This is a genomic window from Shewanella chilikensis (assembly GCF_037953065.1).
Lineage (GTDB): Bacteria > Pseudomonadota > Gammaproteobacteria > Enterobacterales > Shewanellaceae > Shewanella > Shewanella chilikensis.
In genome coordinates this window covers 781460-798317 of sequence record NZ_CP149966.1, presented here as the reverse complement: position 1 = coordinate 798317, position 16858 = coordinate 781460, and the positions used below count along the sequence as shown (strand labels likewise).

The 16858-nt window shown below is 49.7% G+C and carries 10 protein-coding genes and 1 pseudogene; 1 reads left to right on the top strand and 10 read right to left on the bottom strand.

Annotation, left to right across the window (positions count from 1 at the left end; translation table 11 throughout):
• The 5 genes from WKR14_RS03740 to WKR14_RS03720 form a co-directional block, all read right to left on the bottom strand.
• On the bottom strand, positions 1 to 1308 hold the full coding sequence (locus WKR14_RS03740; protein ID WP_224867548.1) for a paraquat-inducible protein A: 1308 nt from the start codon (positions 1306 to 1308) through the stop codon (positions 1 to 3).
• Positions 1309 to 1414: 106 nt separating this feature from the next.
• The gene (locus tag WKR14_RS03735) at positions 1415 to 2890 is read right to left on the bottom strand and encodes a TolC family protein (protein WP_339087391.1); all 1476 of its coding nucleotides are present in this window, start codon (positions 2888 to 2890) and stop codon (positions 1415 to 1417) included.
• Positions 2890 to 5988: an efflux RND transporter permease subunit gene (locus WKR14_RS03730; RefSeq protein ID WP_335917980.1), complete on the bottom strand. Its 3099-nt coding sequence runs from the start codon at positions 5986 to 5988 to the stop codon at positions 2890 to 2892. Before WKR14_RS03730 ends, WKR14_RS03735 begins: the two co-directional genes overlap by 1 nt.
• On the bottom strand, positions 5985 to 7094 hold the full coding sequence (locus WKR14_RS03725; RefSeq protein ID WP_224867552.1) for an efflux RND transporter periplasmic adaptor subunit: 1110 nt from the start codon (positions 7092 to 7094) through the stop codon (positions 5985 to 5987). Before WKR14_RS03725 ends, WKR14_RS03730 begins: the two co-directional genes overlap by 4 nt.
• A gap of 106 nt (positions 7095 to 7200) precedes the next feature.
• On the bottom strand, positions 7201 to 8085 hold the full coding sequence (locus WKR14_RS03720) for a LysR substrate-binding domain-containing protein (protein WP_101052688.1): 885 nt from the start codon (positions 8083 to 8085) through the stop codon (positions 7201 to 7203).
• Positions 8086 to 9303: 1218 nt separating this feature from the next.
• Here WKR14_RS03720 and WKR14_RS03715 point away from each other — a divergent pair.
• Positions 9304 to 10575: a hypothetical protein gene (locus WKR14_RS03715; protein ID WP_101057779.1), complete on the top strand. Its 1272-nt coding sequence runs from the start codon at positions 9304 to 9306 to the stop codon at positions 10573 to 10575.
• 590 nt (positions 10576 to 11165) lie between these two features.
• Here the strand turns inward: WKR14_RS03715 and WKR14_RS03710 are convergent.
• From WKR14_RS03710 to WKR14_RS03690, 5 genes and pseudogenes are all read right to left on the bottom strand, one after another.
• Positions 11166 to 11330, bottom strand: a pseudogene (locus WKR14_RS03710) (alpha-amylase family glycosyl hydrolase); the annotation flags it as partial.
• Positions 11331 to 11534: 204 nt separating this feature from the next.
• On the bottom strand, positions 11535 to 12524 hold the full coding sequence (locus tag WKR14_RS03705; protein WP_339087389.1) for a transposase: 990 nt from the start codon (positions 12522 to 12524) through the stop codon (positions 11535 to 11537).
• A gap of 191 nt (positions 12525 to 12715) precedes the next feature.
• Positions 12716 to 13696, bottom strand: coding sequence for an IS5-like element ISEc68 family transposase (locus WKR14_RS03700; RefSeq protein ID WP_000082736.1), 981 nt, complete (start codon positions 13694 to 13696; stop codon positions 12716 to 12718).
• Positions 13697 to 13901: 205 nt separating this feature from the next.
• Positions 13902 to 14651 (bottom strand): Imm52 family immunity protein, encoded by a 750-nt coding sequence (locus WKR14_RS03695; protein WP_144220432.1) that lies wholly within the window; start codon positions 14649 to 14651, stop codon positions 13902 to 13904.
• The gene (locus tag WKR14_RS03690; RefSeq protein ID WP_165564483.1) at positions 14651 to 16555 is read right to left on the bottom strand and encodes a Tox-REase-5 domain-containing protein; all 1905 of its coding nucleotides are present in this window, start codon (positions 16553 to 16555) and stop codon (positions 14651 to 14653) included. The genes WKR14_RS03695 and WKR14_RS03690 overlap by 1 nt, the downstream gene beginning before the upstream one ends.
• Positions 16556 to 16858 lie beyond the last annotated feature (303 nt).

The following is a 16858-nucleotide window of genomic DNA, read 5'->3' as shown; positions in this document are numbered from 1 at the left end:
TTATTCATGGGTAGACTTTTTAAGCCCTGACTGACTCCAAAGCACCCTGGAATCAAAACTAATAGCGGACAACATGGTCAAGATCACCACCATGGCGAAGGAAAGTGCCGCAGGTCCCGGCTTAATGGCCATAAGCTCATCCAACTGAACCAGAGCGGTCAGCAAAGCCACCACAAAGATATCTATCATGGACCAGCGGCCGATGAATTCGGTTACCCGGTACAGCGACTGATTGCGATTTTCTTTACCCTTGCCTGTTCCTTTGCCCACCTGGCGAAACAGATAAGCCAGAGACAGGATCTTGGCGGTAGGGATCACTATACTGGCCAGAAAAATTACTGAAGCCACAGGATAGGAACCCAGATGCCAAAGCAAGACCACACCACTGATAATGGTTGAGGCCTCAGTCTGCCCAACGCTGGTGGTATACATGATGGGATAAAAATTGGCCGGTATATAAAACACCACGGCGGCCAACAAAAAAGCCCAGGCAGTCTGCATACTTTGTAGCGGAATATAAGGCTGAACCCCGGCGCCACAGCGACAGCAGTTTTTACTCGACACCAAATTTAATTGGCCGCAGATATGGCAGGTCTCGTGGTTGTGATTCAGATGACTGTCGCCACTACGAACCTTGGCAATCTCGTCTCTGGGCGACAAGCGATCCCAGATCCACGAACTATCAATGACGGAGACAAACTTCACCAATAGCAGGCTGTAAACGCAAAAAGCCCAGAAAGATGGTCCAAAACCAACATCCGCCAAGGCGATAATCTTCACCATGGCAACCAAGATCCCCACCAGAAACACATCGGCCATCAACCAGGATTCAAACTTGAAAACAAGCTTGCTGCCCACTCGGGCCCAACCTAAAGACACAGCCTTGCCTTGGCTCGACAGATAACCCAGGCGATAGATGGACATGGCAAAAAGGATATAGATCAACGGCAAGATGATCACACACAGCAAGATCACCAACGCCAATATACTATTGCTGGCGTAATGCATGCTGACCAAGGCCCCCCAAAGACTGACCTTTTGCGACAAGCCCTGGACACTGAAAGACAGAAAGGGAAATCCCAGGCTCAACGCCAACATGATAAGGGTCGCCAAACCATAGGCCCAAACCTGCTGAAACGGTGCCTTCAAGGCTGACTGTAAGCCGTGATGACAGCGAGGACAGCTCACCTTGTTGCCGGGTTTGGGCTCGCTAAAAGCACTCACCAAACCGCACTCTTCACAGGCCTGCAACTTGGTATTTTGCCCTTGGCTGTCAGCACCTTCCGGCGGGGTATTTAACGACTCCACAATAACTCCTGTGATTTTCAGTGTGACCAGACTCAGCTGTTCACCCTGGAAAAAGCGGGTGCAGGGATAGACTCACACAAAGCCTTCTGCACCTATGATCAACGCCTTATTGTTGCGACTGGGTTTGCTTCAAGCTCCAGTCGCCCCCGAGCGCCTTATACAGATTGACAACAGTAGAGGCGGTATTGAGCCTGGCCACGACTTCGGCATCCTGAATGTTGTTTTTGACATTCTGGGCATTCAACACACTCAAGTGGTTCTCAAGCCCGGCTCGATACAGGGAAGTGGCCTTGGTCACAGCCGTCTCGGCCTGGGCCTCTGCTTTGACTATATGCTTATGATATTCCTGGCTATTGCCGTAGAGCCTCAGCACAGTTTCAACCTCATTGATGGCGTTATTGACCGTCTGTTGGTAACTCAACACAGCTGTCTTAAAGCCACTCTCCTGGATATCGACCATGGCTTGAGTCCGACCGGCATCGAAAATATTCCAGTTAAACCCCGCTGCCAGCGCCCAAGTCGTGGAGCCAGAGGAGAAGAGATCGTCAAAGTGATCTGCCGATATCCCCGGGGCGCCGGTTAGATAAAAGCTGGGGTACTTGGCGGCAATGGCGGCCCCCAACTCCTGATTCTTGGCGGCAATTTCCCGCTCGGCCAAGGCGATATCCAAACGCCGGGTCAACAATTCAGAAGGCACACCGGTCGGGATCAACTGCTGCATCTGCGGCAATGCGGCATCAGTCAAACGCGCCTGGGTTTGGTTGATATTCTCCCCAAGCAGCAACGCCAGCCGATGCAGATGTGCCTGCTTGGCCGAGTCCAGCATGGGCAGCATCGCCTTGGTCGTCGCCAGCGCAGCCTTGGCATTGGCTACATCCAGGCTGGAGCCATAACCATGGCGCTCCAGCGATTCCACCAGTGCCAGCACCTCTGTCTGCTCCTTGATATTCTTGGCCGCGATCAGCATCCGCTCCTCGGCGCCGCGATATTGCAGATAGTTATCTATGACTTCGGCCGTCATCAAGGTGGTGAGGTTGGCTCTCAGTATTCTTGCCTGCTCAACCCGAATTTCGGCGGCCCGGCTCAGGCTATCTATGCGACCAAACAGATCGGCCTCCCAGGCTATCTTCGCCCCGAGAAAGCTGCTATTGGGGTCTCTGTCCATCAATTTGACGCTGCCGCCACCGAGGGAGTCGGGCAAGTCGACGCCGGAAACTGCGCCCCCCATCATGGGATCGTTCTCGCTGATCCGCAGATCCATATACCCACCGCCCAGAGAAACCGAAGGCAACTTCAAAGATGACACTGCCGTTTCGTAGGCCTGGGCCGAACGGATCCGCTCGGCGGCGATTTTCAGGTTGATGTTTTGCTGCTGCGCCGTGGCTACCAAGGCATCCAATTGCGGATCATTGAACTGCCGCCACCACTCTTGATAGTCAAGGGCCTGAGCCGCCACGCCTTGGGTATCGGCATTGAAATACAGCTCACTGACCTTCACGCTTGGCAACTGATAGTCAGGTGCCATGCTGCAACCACTGACCAGGGTTACGCCGACAATGGCAGCCAAAATATGCTTCTTCATTACTTCACCTCTTTGGCTGTCAATACAGGCTGTGATGGGGCCGCCAACTCAAGTTGTTCGGCTTCTTTTTGTTCATCCCTGTGATAAAACAAGCGATAAAGGGCCGGCATTACAAACAGTGACAGCACGGATGCCGCGGTGAGACCGCCAATAATGGTGGCCGCCATCTGATCGAACAAGCGATCGGTAAGCAGAGGGATCATCCCCAGCGCCGTAGTCAACGCCGCCATTGAGATCGCCATGGTTCGATTCAAGGTCGCAGCCTTGATCGCCTCGGCAATGCCCAAACCGTTACGACGCTCAAGCTCTATCTGATCCATCAGCACAATACCGTTTTTGATGATCATGCCCGAGAGGCAGATCATGCCGACTATCGCCATAAAGCCGAAGGGTTTATCCAGCAACAACAGACTCCAGACAATGCCAATGGAGGCCAGCGGCAAGGTGATCATGATGATCATGGGCTGGCGGAAGGCATTGAACATGGCGACCAGAATGATCAGCATCAACAAGGTGGCCTTGGGGTTCTGTTTCATTAAGTCATCAATTGAGCGCTGCTCGTCATAGTATTCACCGCCCCACTCCATCTTGTAGCCGGCCGGCAAGGCAATGGCTTCAATCTCAGCGGCAATCTGCTGACGAACATTGGATGCGGTGTCGCCGCTAACTCCGGCCTGAACCGTGATAGCCGGCAGCCGGTTGCGACGCCAGATCATGCTTTCTTCACCCTTGATCTCTATGCTCTCAACCACTTGTCCCATAGGCACGCTGTGAGTGCCCAGCAAAGAGCGCACCGGAATATTCTCAAAGTGCTCCAGAGTTGCGTTGGCGCTGCGCAGCTTAATGGGAATAAGGTCATCCCCATGCCTCATGGTGCCCACCTGGCTGCCTTCGGTCACCCGATTGATGGCATTGGCAATATCGGTTCGGGTCACGCCGGCGAGACGCGCCGCATGCAGGTCCACCATAGGCGTCATCACCTTACTTTCCTGGCGCCAATCGTCGCGAACATATTTGAGATTGGGGTGTGAGGCCATTACAGCCTTTGCCTCATCGGCCAGACGATGCAGCACCTCGGGATCCGGGCCGATAAAGCGCGCTTCAACCGAATACTTATCCTTGGTCGCCAGTTTGAGATCCCTGAATCTCGGCTCTGCATAGGGGAATTGCACTTTTAACCAAGCATCACCACGACTGACCAGGGGCTCAATATCCTCATAGCTGCGGGTGTTGATCAGTATCTGACCATAGCTGGAGTCCAGCGGCTCGGGTTCAACCGTCACCGAAAAGCGCGGTGCACTCTCGCCGACCGAGCTAGAAATACTCTCCACCTCTGGTTGCTGCAATAACCAGGCTTCGACCTTGCGCATATCGGCAGAGGTCTGCTCTATGCGACCACCATTGGGCAACCAGTAATCCAGAAACACTATCGCCCGGTCCGATGACGGCATGAAGTTCACCTTCAGCAACGGTGCGGCCAACAGGGTGCCGACCAGTAAAGGAACAACATACAACAAGGTTTTCTTGGGGTTTTCCACTACCCAATCAACCGCATTTTTGTACATCAACCAATAGCGTGAAGGGGCTTTTGCTTTGTCTTCATCAACGGCCGTGCCGAGGAAGAACCAGCACATCAACGGCGTGACTATCATGGCGATCACCCAGGAAAGCAGCAGTGAACTGCACAGCACCTGGACAATGGACAGGGAAAACTCGGCCGAATCGGTTTGTGACAGCAATACCGGCGCCGTGCCCATGGCGGCAATCACAGTCGCCGCCAGTAGCGGGACAGCCATCTCCTTGATACTATCGACAACCGCCTGGGTACGCTCTATCCCTTGTTTAATCTTGGCCTGGAACAGATCCACTATCACAATGGCGTTATCCACCAGCATCCCCAGGGCCAGAATAAAGGAACCCAGGGAGACCCGCTGCAGATCCACATTGGTCAAATTCATGTAAACCAGGGTAAATAGAATCGTCAGCAACAAGCTAGCACCAACAATCGAAGCACTGCGCCAACCCATAAAGATCAGCAGCACAACCACAACTATCACAATACTTTCAATAAGATTGCTAATGAAGTTATTGACCGACTTCTGTACTTCTTCCGGCTGATAAGCGATAACTCCGATACCGGCACCCGCAGGTAATTCGGCCTGATAATCCGCCAGCACCTGTTTGAGGGTGTCGCCTATGCTAACCACATTGATACCGTTGACTGGGCTCACAGCCAGAGTAACCGCCTGTTGGCCATTGAAACGGCTTAAAGTAGTTGCAGGATCCTGATAGTCCATAGTGATATCGGCGATATCGCCCAAGCGGATCACCGCCGAGTTCAAACCATTGATCCCGGTCTGAATACTGACGTTACGAATATCATCCACAGTTTGGAAACTGCCGCCCTGCTCTACCCGCAGGTTTTCAATCCCGAGATCAAAGTCACCGGCGGTCACTGGCATATTCTGGCTCTGCAGCTGATCGATCAGTTGCAGCATGGTCAGGCCGGTTTCGCTCAGACGTTCTTCCGAGACGCGGATATTAACCACCTGCTCATGAATACCGTGCAGCTGCACCTTTTTCACGCCATCAACCGCCTTGATCCGCCGCTGCAACTCTCTGGCGTGATCTTTCATCTCCGCCATGCTCATATTGTCGCCATAGACCGCAAACAACATGCCGTAGACTTCGGAAAACTCATCCTGGACTATGCTGATCTGCGCCTGCATCGGCAGCTCCAGCTTCACATCTTCCACTTTGCGGCGCAGTAAGTCCCACTGCTGCGGCAGTTCGTCAGAGTTCACCTTCTCTTTGAGATCGACAAAGATCATCGAGCTACCGGGACGGGATAGTGAACGCAGCTTCCACAGCGACTCCATCTCTTCCAACTTGGTCTCGACCTTGTCGGTCACCAACTGTTCCACTTCCTTGGCATCGGCCCCCGGATAGAGAGTCACGATAACCGCGCTTTTAACCGTAAATGAAGGGTCTTCCAACTTCCCCAGATCAAAATAGGAGTAGATCCCGGCAATCATGCCAAGAATCGTGAAAAAAATGACAAAGGTTTTTTGTCTCAGTGCAAAGGTAGACAGATTCATGACTTAACCTGCGCCTCGCCCAATACCTCCACCTTGTGTCCATTTTCCACAAAGGCTCCACCGGCCAAAATGATACGTTCACCTTGCTGGAGTTCGCCGGAAACACAGATAGAGTCGTCGGTTTGACTCATGGCTTTAACCGCTACTGCGCTGGCATGCTCATTCACTACCCGATTAACGTACAGCTGGCTCTTTTGACTGGATACCGCCATGGCCGGAATACAAAACACCGGCGCTTGGCTGGCGTAAGGTAAGTTCACCGCCACATTGACCGCCTTTCCGGCAACCAACTGCTTAGGCGCTTGTTTCAGGGCAAAGGTCACTTCATAGGTGCGTTTGAGCCTATCGGGGACACTGGCAATCTGGGTGATCTCGGCCGCAACCGAACCTTCAGCATTGAACCAAGAGACTTCACCGTTTGCGCCCTGGCGTAGATTCCAAATTTGACTTTCAGAGACATCGACCACGGCATTAAGTGTGGTGGGTTGATGTATAGTCACTATCTGAGTACCAACATCCACCTGCTCATATCGGTCGACAAAGCGCTTACCTATGACGCCGTCATAGGGAGCTTTGAGAGAGGTATAGGCCAGAGAGTCCTGGGCCTTTTTCAAAGATTGCTTCAGCAGCTCGACACCCGCCTTGGCGCGTGCTTCGGCACTAATGGCCCGATCCAGTTTGACCCCGGCTATCGCCTTATCATTAATAGCGGCGCGAACCCGCTTGAGCTCGATGGCTGCCAAACGATGTGCAGCCTCGGCCTCACTGAGCCTGGCCTCAAGCTCCATCACGCTGACCTGAAAATCATGAGGATCCAGACGAGCGATGACTTGACCCTTTTTAACCTGACTGCCTTCATCAGCCAAGATCTGCTCCAGTGTGCCCGGCACCCTAAAAGACAGCTCAGCCGTCTTGTCCGACTCCAGAATGCCACTGAACTGATGCACTCTGTCACTGACCGGAGCCGGAAGCTCCATCACCTGAACCAGTGGAAGCGCGGTCGAGGCCGCCTGTGGTTGCTCACTGTTGCCACAACCCCACAGCATGAATACCACGCTACTGCATAGCAGACTTAACTTAAGCCCGGTCGATTTTACTCTTGTCACTGCAATTTCCTAACTACTTATATCAATTGCGGCACAGAGTAATACCAGGCCATATTTAAAACAATAACATATATTTACACATCAATGTCACGGAATTCATGACAATCTACAGATCCAACTTACGTGCCTCCTCAATAATACTGTCGATCAATAACCTGGCGGCATGGGTCATCCCCTTGCGGCTCGGATAAACCAACCAAACATCATCAACATAAACTTCACACTCGGGCAGTACTTCTACCAACTCACCCGACTTGACGTGTTCTTCGGCGCTCAGTTCAGCCAACAAACTGATACCAGCACCATTCATAACAGCATGTTTTACGTAGGAACTATTGTTGGAGATCAGCCGGCTATGGGTTCGGTATTCACCCTGATTAAAAATCCATTTATCTTCCAGCTCGCCGTTGGCCAAACGGTGAATGATCAAAGCATGATTATCCAGATCATTTATCGATGTGGGCATGCCATGCTGCGCGATATAATCCGGGCTGGCATAGAGCTTTCGCAATCCTCTCATCAAGGGGCGGGCCACGAAGGAACTGTCTTTCATCTCACCTATATGAACACAGGCATCCAGACCGTAGGTCAAAATATCGTGGTATCCCAGGTTGCTGACATGAGTTTCCAAAGTGATCAGCGGATATTTTCGAAGAAATTCCTGCAACAAGTTGTGGGCGACAATATCGGCATCGCCAATCAAGCCCAGTTTGACAGAGCCCGTTGGCATATTCCTTTGGTTCTTGATTGACTCATTTAACGACTCCAATCTGGGAATAATCTCCAGCAACTGCTGATAGTAAATTTCTCCGGTGGGCGTCAGAGTCAGCTTACGTGTAGTTCTGGTAAAGAGTTTGCTACCTAAATCAGCCTCCAACTCACCAATACGGCGGCTGACATAGGCTCGTGGAACACCTATGGAACTGGCGGCGGCGGCAAAGCTGCCCAGATCCACAACCGATAAAAATAATCTGAGGTCGTCAATTTTCACTGTTTTCTTCTCATACCAAACATAAGTTACACACTATGCCTCTAAGGAGACCAAGATGACAAATGCGGAATATCAACAGCTCAGATAACGTATGAGCATGGCTCCGCACTACCAGTCACAATCCCACCTTTCCTTACTCATTGTAAGCCATTAACTCATAAAAGGTGTTATTAAAGCCTTACCAAGATCTACAGTTACAAAATAATTCAGTATAAATTCAAAATACAACAATTGAACCTCAATGTTATCACAGTTCACAAACCGACAATCATACTTACATTATAAAAAGTACACTTGTAAATAATATAGACCTATAAAAACTAGAAGAGCCAACCCTTCACCTTACTATTGGGTTGCAAGTAAATTACACTCTACACTTAACAGATTAACATTAATGATATTGGCAATTATAAAATTAGCAATAACCCGACTGACATTGGCTTACCCTGCCAACATTGAACATTTCAATTTTGGCTCTGCAACTTATCGCGAATTCAACCTAAATACTATCCAAAAGGATTCAATCAAAACTCAATCAACCAGTCACATAAAGTTATTCACCTTCTGCAACAAAAAAGTCAAAGTTCCGTGTGTCGCAGTGGGATAATTTACTTCACTGAATGTCTTTGGCTATTTTTCATCTAAATTAAATACAGTAAAGCTTTCATTTTTCCAATCTCGAAATTGGTACCAACCCCAACACTTAATGGAGTCATATTTTTATATAAAGCTATAACTCGCCATTGAAAACATCTATTATCCAATTACTGTTTATAACAGAGATGATTCAAACTTGTAGTAGTGCTGATCATTTTTAATACCTATAGCCATGTTACCAGTCAGGCCAACTAATTCTCCCAAGCAGAATCAGGCACCACTTCAAAGATTAGCTCGGCGGCCCCGTTGTTGATACACCTGAAACCACATTATAAACAGTGACTGAAAGCATAATTTCCGCCAATTACAGTCGATCCGAGGCATCAGTGAGATATGTTTAACATAGGATGATGTACCACATCTCTTACGTTCTACAATCATCCGTTTACTTGCCCCCCATTAACTGGTGACAAGGCAGGACAATTCGCGATAGCATAAACAAATTAAACCATCATTCACTAAGCAACTAATTTTAACTGCAAATATGGGATTTTTCACGAAAGACTGATGGGAAAAGCCTCACTACAAGTTTTAAGAAACAACTCGCAACAAGGACTTTGCATGAAACAAAGATTGATATTTCTTGGCCTGGCCCTGGGTGGCCTAACTCTCAATGTCAACGCTCAACAATGCGATCTCAGCATTACAGGCAGTGTGCCCGAAGGGATTAGCCTGGATAAGTTGGTCGTTTCCACCTATGGCAAGGAACTGCCGGTCACCAGCAGGGACTACTCCCTGTGCGCCAGCAAACAAGATCTTCAAGTCGTCGGCCGCCATAGTCCCAACAACACCATTTACCTGATGGATAAGAGTGGTGTTATTCCCAGAGGCGTCTATACCGCCGAGGTGTTTGTCCAGAGCAAGGCGATCACCTTAGACCCGGCTTCCAGTTTGACCAAGCAAGCCTGTGACCTGCGCTGTGGCTACTATGCCAGCCAAAGGGTGCAGAACTCCAAAGAGTTGCAGCAACTGGCGGCCGAATACCAACGACTGTCCGCCACTGATGGCAAGGCGATTAGCGCCTTCCTTAGCCAAAACCAAGCCAAATTAGATCGAATCTATTACGGCGATATCCACCCTAAGCCATCAGCTCCAATAAACACAGGCGATCTCTGGGTCGATCCCTACAGCGGCGCGGGACTCTACTTCGATGCCCCCGAAACCATACTCAACAGCACCTTTAGAGATTATGTGAGCTCCGAAGCCAGAGCGGCGCGGCAGCAAGATGAGGCCGTCGCCGAAGCAATGAAGCAGCATAAAGCTTCACTACAAAGCCTAATGAAAGGTTTCAACAGTTGGCAAGAGCGGGTGGAAGCCGTCAACAGACTTAGCGCTGAGCTAAAGGCCAACCAGGATCCGGCTGCGATAAAGGTGGCGCAAATATTCGAGCGCGGCCTTGAAGAAGCCGAGGCAGCTCTTAAAAGTTACCTTACCAACGACAACAAAACCCCCATCGCATCTCTAACCCGGGCAGACAAGACCTTCGAACTCTTGTTGGCCGACTGGACCAATGCCGCCTATATCCACAGCAAGGACAAACAAGCCTTCGCGGCCTTGTTCAGTGAACAGTTTAAGCAGCAACTGCCGATACAAAATCGCGAGTTGGACAAGGCGCTGAGCCGCCTTATCGATTTGCCAAATCATCTGGGTAAGTTGTCTATTGAGGATGGCTATCAAAACATTCAGCTGGAGTTTAACAAGGTCCTGCCAGACTCGAACCAACGCTATGACTTTAAGGATGCCCTGCACAGCGTTCGCTTCGTGTATGAGAAGGGAGCCTGGCGACTCGACAGTGTCAGCCAACTGCCCATTCGCCACTATGATAAAGGCTAAATAGCTTATATGGACACCTCTCCGATGCAAGCACCGGCAGGTCTCTTTCTGACAAAGTAGCCACACACATATATCCGGCTTCGTGAGCCCTAATGAACATCCGTACTCTCTGTCCTCATTAGTGCCATGGCTTTTAGCAGCCCAGCTATTTGTCAGGTTCACAGAGAGTCGGTTCTACCTGTCAGCACATCAACTCTTTGGACTTATTAAAATCAGTTAGTTACTTAACGATATACTCTGTTTTTTGGTTTATTAGCGCCAGATATATAAAGATATATAGGACATCCTAAACACTTTCCGAGCTGCAAGGAAACTCGTTACAGGGTGTCAGTCTCTGAGAAATAACGACGGATTTTTGGAAGTAGGCTCTCTGAGACGAGTAATCTGCGCGATATATAGGACATCCTAAACACTTTCCGAGCTGCAAGGAAACTCGTTGCAGGGTGTCAGTCTCTGAGAAATAACGACGGATTTTTGGAAGTAGGCTCTCTGAGACGAGTAATCTGCGTGCTTCATACAAAAACTGCGGTTGCCAGGCATGCCAACGGCAGGCTTAAGCCTGTTGCTGCAATATCACCAAGGGTTTAAGGTTAATGGGGATGTATTGCTTGGCTTTGTTGCTTACCCCGGCACCACTTACCGCCATATTTGGCCTTCATGGCACACATGGCATCCCATCGGCCACTCATGCCACTGTACTGACGGCGAAACTCCTTGGCGGAAGTTATCCAGGCATCGTCACTGATACCAAGCTCAAACGATATATAGGACATCCTAAACACTTTCCGAGCTGCAAGGAAACTCGTTACAGGGTGTCAGTCTCTGAGAAATAACGACGGATTTTTGGAAGTAGGCTCTCTGAGACGAGTAATCTGCGTGCTTCATACAAAAACTGCGGTTGCCAGGCATGCCAACGGCAGGCTTAAGCCTGTTGCTGCAATATCACCAAGGGTTTAAGGTTAATGGGGATGTATTGCTTGGCTTTGTTGCTTACCCCGGCACCATTTACCGCCATATTTGGCCTTCATGGCACACATGGCATCCCATCGGCCACTCATGCCACTGTACTGACGGCGAAACTCCTTGGCGGAAGTTATCCAGGCATCGTCGCTGATACCAAGCTCAAGCAGTAGTTTGGGCCTGGAACAGGCAATAAAGCCACGCTTGTCTTCCCGCACCGCCCGGCCTGTCCAATCAATCAGCTCCAGATAGTCGGCAAAGTGAAACGGAATGCCGCTTTGTTCGGTGGCAGTGGCTGCACCATTAAATTGCAGCAGTGGCTTAATTGAAGCGTTGGCAGATGCAGGCTCAGCAACTTCTTCTATACGCTCCTGAATGGACGTGTAATCAGAAGTTTGCAGCGAATCAGCAATACCTGCGCGAATGGGATTTAAATCCACGTACATCATGCAGGCCAGCAGCGCCTGTTCATCGAGCAGCGCCTGCGACTTAAAGCGCCCTTCCCAGAATACACCCTTGCAACCATCTTCTCGATTGGCCTTGCGGGCGATATCTTCGTTTAAACAGCGCATAAACCAACTGATACTGCCAAGGCGTTCCTGCCAATCGCTAATCAGCGTATCCAACAGTATTCGTTCACCGTCTGAGAGACTATCGCCCTTGAGGAACTTTGCCGCCACAGGATTGCCACTAAAGAGCCCGGTCCAACGCTCAATGACTTCAAATGGTGACAACGATTGTTGCGCAGCAAGGTCGATTTTAAGCACCAAATGGTAGTGATTACTCATAACCGCATAAGCGCAAACGTTGATGCAGAATATTGACGACAACTGCCTGATTTTATCCACTATCCAGCCACGTCTATGCTCGTAACTGCGCCCCGACAGAGCATCTTCACCACACAAAAATGCCCTTCTCACGCAGCGACTAATCACGTGGTAAAAGGGCGTGCTTTCAGCATCTATCAACTGGCGACGGGCTGTGGTCATAACCAAACCTCGACTGAGCTTTGATGGGTATTTCAAAGCCTAGGGAAGCTGCGATTAAGTGGTCCGCAGCTCCCGATATGACGCCCCAAACCGTCCTTTATCGACGTCCTGTGGCTCAATTTTCCAATTTTCAGCCCAAAATCGTCTCTTCGTGGCTGATTTTGGCCCTGTTTCAGGCCAATTTCCTCATTTCAGGTAGATCTCGCCTGTGCCCGTATCAATTGGTCAACTCGAACCAGGTTCGCCAGGGTGAATAACATCGCCAGTTGACTGTCATTTTTAGCCAGCCCCTTGTACCTGGCTTTGACGAAACCAAACTGACATTTTACTATCCGAAATGGATGCTCAACCTTCGCTCGGATACTCGCTTTCAGGTATTCGTAACGGATGGCCAGCTTGTTCTTGCGCGGGTGTTGCTTCAATGCATTCACTTTGCCGGGACGCTTGGCGATAAGCCAGTCTGCGCTGACATCGCTGAGCTCATCGCGCTTTTCGGCCCCCTGATAACCAGCATCGGCTGAGATAAATTCTTCATCGCCATGCAGTAACTTGCCAACCTGATTGAGGTCGTGCTCGTTAGCCGCCGTGGTCACCAGACTGTGGGTCAGGCCACTTTTGGCGTCCACGCCAATGTGCGCTTTCATGCCGAAGTACCACTGGTTACCTTTCTTGGTCTGGTGCATGTCTTCATCACGGCTGTTGTGTTTGTTTTTGGTAGAGCTGGGGGCTTGAATGATGGTGGCATCCACCAAGGTGCCCTGGGTCATTAGAACGCCACACTCTGCTAGCCAGTGATTAACGGTACTGAAGATTTTGCGGGCCAGTTCATGCTGCTCCAGCAAATGCCGGAAATTCATGATGGTAGTGCGGTCTGGAATGGCTTTATCCAGTGACAGGCGAGCAAATTGTCGCATGGAGGCGATTTCATAGAGGGCATCTTCCATGGCCTCATCGCTCAGGTTGTACCATTGCTGCATGCAGTGAATACGCAGCATGGTTTCCAGCGGATAGGGCCTGCGACCATTACCGGCCTTGGGATACACAGGCTCGATAACGCCAAGTAATTTGTCCCAGGGAAGCAAGTCATCCATTCTGCCAAGGAAAACTTCTTTGCGGGTCTGGCGGCGTTTACTGGAAAACTCACTGTCGGCAAAAGTCAGTTGCTGGCTCATCCGGTTACTCATTCTGGGTTCAGGTTACAACACGATGATCTCACATCTCGGACTTATTCGCACCTTCCCTAGTCAAGGCTGGGCTAAACATCAAAAAGATTTGGCTGTCCTGTAAATTGCTGTAAATTGTGTTTGGTTAAGATATAAGCAAAGTGGAATCCCGCCCTGTCATGAAAGTGGAGCACAATTAGGATCACTTATTTAGCTAGAAATCATCTTCAACAGAAATAATTCCTGCATTAACCAATGCGTTCTGAGTATTTCTCAATAGATTAACGACTTCAGAATCATTAACACCCATTAAGCGTTCAATTACCTCCAACTGACAACCATTAGCTAGATTACTAATTATGATATCACTAGGCATAGACTGGCTGTTGACTGTAGAACTCACGTATGAAATCCAACCGACACTATTGTCAAACTCCATATCAGGATCTATTTTGCAAGCCAAATCATGAGACGTGAACACTGCAAATTCTGGATTACATTGTGTAACTAAAAGCTTCCAAACTTGCCTAAAAAACTGCAATTCATTGACTCTACTTTCAACAGGAGAATCTAGTTTACATACAACAGAATTTCCCGGGCTAGCAGTACCATATGCTCCCGAACTCACTATAATAAAAAAAACTGGCCCACAGTCCAATTTAACTTTCCACTGCGATGTGAACCCCAAAGGGGACAATAGGGAAACAGTCGAATCTTCTTGAACAACTTCTGTATATGCGACATCAGGGTCAAGCACTAAACTAATAATTTTACTCTTTTGTTCAAGAAAATCATCTGGCATCACATCTAGTTTTAGTCCCTTTGAGAGTATTTCAAATGAGCACGGGCGTTCTACCGCTGCCTCAATACCTATGAGTAAATCAATGATGAAAGATAAGTATTCATCTAGGCACTGTTGCCTGTCTTGCCAATAGAATCCCATGTATTCTTTTGCTCTAATCATTATTGACCACCCTTAGGCGTATAAACTGGTTTAATATGTTTAACTTTATTCTCTCTTAACAACTGACTTACAAGATCAAACTTTTCTTGATTAGGTATATGCCACTCGACTTTCGTTTTCACCTGTGATGCTACAGCTGACTGCTTTCTCGCATCTCGCAAAACAACATCAAGCGACCAAGCCTCATCTTTGGGCCATTTATTAAAATCCTTAGCATCAATTAAAACTCCACGTTCAGGGTTGAATCCATCAAATTTGATTTCACCGCTTTTCATTAAATCCGTCTTTACAACATACTCTGTATGCCGTGGAGCACCCGTGACTTCAATTTGATATGCAGCGCCTTTTTCTGGTGTATGTCGACTAGCCCACACACCAGGGCCTCCATCACTTTGCCCATGAACATAGGAAGGTTTAAGTTTGCTTGGAACACCTTTCGGATTTTCCTGACTTTTCAAAGGAGTGTCAACATCACCCTTTGGTGTCTTGCTATTCAGTGGAGTCTGGTGTTTCCCGATATAAGTTTGAACTGCATGGTCGTTCCGAACCGCCTTTTGGGCCTTGGCGATATCTTCCAATACGCTGCTGGCCGGGCTGATAATCCTATTGGCCCGTTTCTTTGTCACCAAAAGGAACATCAGGATCACCCCAAAGACGCTGCCAACCAGCGCCGCAAGCAGGACAAGAGACATCTCCAACATGCCATCCAAACTGACCCGGCTATGCATATAACCGGCTATTTCGGCCAGCTTATCTTTGGGAATGGCGTCGAGATAACGCAGTGGCAGTGATTGCAATAAGGCGCGGACATACTCATCTTTTAACAGCAAGATCAGCATTTCCATCGCCTCACCGGTGGCCTTCAAGCCATTTTCACCGCGGGCACGCCATTGGGCCAGTTTGGCCTCCAGAGCATCGACATCGCCTGTCATTATCGCCTCGAGCAACAAAGAAAGACTTATCTCTGCTTCCTCGAGGAATGCCATCAAGCCACTGAAATCCAGCAAATCGTCCATGAAGCTGGCTGTTCCCTGACTCAGCCCCTGTGTATAAGCCTGGCCAGTCTGCAAGGCTTGTTGCCAGATTTGCTGTTGGTTGAACTGCTCTCGCTGAGCCGTCAGCTCCGCCAGTTGTGCATCCACTTTTTGCCTGAAGCTGTCACTGACTTGCTGAACATCCGCCTGAGCGGCCAACTGTTCGCTTTTCTTGGCCATTTCCGCTGCCGCAGTGTCCAGCGACGCCGCCAACTGACGGTAGAGGTCGGGTAACCTTTGCTCTGCACTTTGGCGCTCTGCCTCATCGCCGAAGATCACTGTGGCTTCCCCGTTGGGGCAATCTTCCAGGCAGGCCCAGCCCTTGGCATTCAATACCCCGCTCTTTTGCGAACCATCACTAAATTCGACTCTATAGGGCACCTTACCGGCCGCCGTCTCCTCTTTGTCATCGTAGACCAGTTCCAACTCCAACCTGCGTCTGGCTTGAGCGAACTTGGGGCTGATTTTGGCCGTTGGCGCCGTGGTGGGCGCAATCTGAGTAAGGCTGGGATCCGGGCTGTAAACAGGTTCGATGGCCGGGGCCAGGCTGCCGGTGGATGTCTTAAAGTGAGCACTGCTGCCTGCAGAGGCAAAACGCTTTTGGATCTGATTAACGGCGTGAGGGGAAATACCTTCTTGAATGTTGGTAATCCACTCGCCTGATTGATAACGAAATAGTGGCAAGATTGGAGTATCACTGAGGATCACTCTGCTGCCATCGGCCAGTTCCCGCTTGAGCTGCTCGAGCGAGCGCCCGGACGGCGCCAAAGATACCAGCTGTTCATTGCTCAAGCTTTGCCAGTTGGCCTCAATCTGCCCGGCATCGCTGAGATGCAACTCAGCCATGCTGACTACGCGGATTACGCCCATCTACGACTCTCCCTGTCTGCCCCAAGGTAATTAGGTTACCCCTTGGTAAAACTCCTTGTTTCCTGTGGCGCTTTTTTGAGCGCACCTGGATGGTACTGCAAGTTTTTACAAAAAGCAGCTCAGAAATATCTGAAACTTTGGCTTTTTCCCATATTTTTCGCGTCGTTAGCCGTAAAACTATACTTTTAAGGGTAGTCTTTCATTCGAAATGATGGCCTACTTTTACCCCCAGGTGCCAGCTCACAGCAAAGTGTTGCTGCTATAGCCTGAGGCCGGGGTTCTGGGCTATCATCTGGCCCCATA

Coding starts and splice junctions, on each gene's coding strand:
- WKR14_RS03735 (WP_339087391.1), bottom strand. CDS start 2,890: ATGAAGAAGCATATTTTGGCTGCCATTGTCGGCGTAACCCTGGTCAGT.
- WKR14_RS03730 (WP_335917980.1), bottom strand. CDS start 5,988: ATGAATCTGTCTACCTTTGCACTGAGACAAAAAACCTTTGTCATTTTT.
- WKR14_RS03715 (WP_101057779.1), top strand. CDS start 9,304: ATGAAACAAAGATTGATATTTCTTGGCCTGGCCCTGGGTGGCCTAACT.
- WKR14_RS03705 (WP_339087389.1), bottom strand. CDS start 12,524: ATGACCACAGCCCGTCGCCAGTTGATAGATGCTGAAAGCACGCCCTTT.
- WKR14_RS03700 (WP_000082736.1), bottom strand. CDS start 13,696: ATGAGCCAGCAACTGACTTTTGCCGACAGTGAGTTTTCCAGTAAACGC.
- WKR14_RS03695 (WP_144220432.1), bottom strand. CDS start 14,651: ATGATTAGAGCAAAAGAATACATGGGATTCTATTGGCAAGACAGGCAA.
- WKR14_RS03690 (WP_165564483.1), bottom strand. CDS start 16,555: ATGGGCGTAATCCGCGTAGTCAGCATGGCTGAGTTGCATCTCAGCGAT.